This window comes from Streptomyces tamarix (genome assembly GCF_032423885.1).
Lineage (GTDB): Bacteria > Actinomycetota > Actinomycetes > Streptomycetales > Streptomycetaceae > Streptomyces > Streptomyces tamarix.
The window spans coordinates 1-864 of sequence record NZ_JAWCTQ010000106.1 but is presented as its reverse complement, the minus strand read 5'-3'; the positions used below and the strand labels follow the sequence as shown (position 1 = coordinate 864).

Genomic DNA, 864 nt, shown 5'->3' with positions numbered 1-864 from the left:
CGGCCTGACCTCGCTGACCGCGGGCGCGTCCCGCATCTTCGAGGGCGGGCCGGTCAACCAGACCGTGGTGGAGATGGAGCGCGGCTTCCTCTTCATCATGTCCATCTCGGACGGCTCCTCCCTCGCCGTCCTCGCCCACCCCGAATGCGACATCGGCCTCGTCGGTTACGAGATGGCGCTGCTGGTCGACCGGGCCGGCGGCGTCCTCACCCCGGATCTCCGCGCGGAGCTCCAGGGCAGCCTGCTCCACTAACCCCGGCCAGGCGGGTACGCCCCTCCGTACCCGCCTGTCGCCTTTGTGTCATCTACACCGTCGGCCGCCCCACCCGGCCCCCCACCGGCCCAGTCAGACGGCACGCAGACCACCTGCTGTCACGACCGGAGGATTCATGACCCCGCCCCCCGCCTCTCACGATCCGTACGGCGCGTCGTTCGACGACGCCTCGTACGGGCATGAAGGCGATCAGCCGCTGGTCCGCCCCTATGCGATGACCGGCGGCCGGACGCGACCCCGGTACCAGCTCGCCATCGAGGCGCTGGTGTCCACCACGGCCGATCCGGCGCACCTCGCCGGGCTGCTCCCCGAGCACCAGCGGATCTGCCACCTCTGCCGTGAGGTGAAGTCCGTGGCCGAGGTGTCGGCGCTGCTGTCGATGCCGCTCGGGGTGGCCCGGATCCTCGTCGCCGATCTGGCCGAGGCGGGCATGGTGGCGATCCACCAGCCAGGAAACGGAGAGGCCGGCGGCACGCCGGATGTGACGCTGCTCGAAAGGGTGCTCAGTGGACTTCGGAAGCTCTAGCGGCGGTGCGGCCGCCGGAGGACGGTCGACGACCAGCGCGAAGATCGTGGTGGCGGGCGGCTTC

General features: G+C 70.9%; 2 protein-coding genes and 1 pseudogene. All 3 read left to right on the top strand.

The genetic code is table 11. The features are described from left to right. On the top strand, positions 1 to 253 hold a 253-nt coding region (locus RND61_RS32480), incomplete at its 5' end, for a roadblock/LC7 domain-containing protein (RefSeq protein ID WP_315881758.1). Positions 254 to 389: 136 nt separating this feature from the next. Then, positions 390 to 800, top strand: a complete 411-nt coding sequence (locus RND61_RS32475) for a DUF742 domain-containing protein (protein ID WP_250334579.1) — start codon at positions 390 to 392, stop codon at positions 798 to 800. Continuing rightward, a pseudogene (locus RND61_RS32470) lies at positions 781 to 864 on the top strand (ATP-binding protein); the annotation flags it as partial. The gene RND61_RS32475 and the pseudogene RND61_RS32470, both read left to right, overlap by 20 nt.

Coding starts and splice junctions, on each gene's coding strand:
- RND61_RS32475 (WP_250334579.1), top strand. CDS start 390: ATGACCCCGCCCCCCGCCTCTCACGATCCGTACGGCGCGTCGTTCGAC.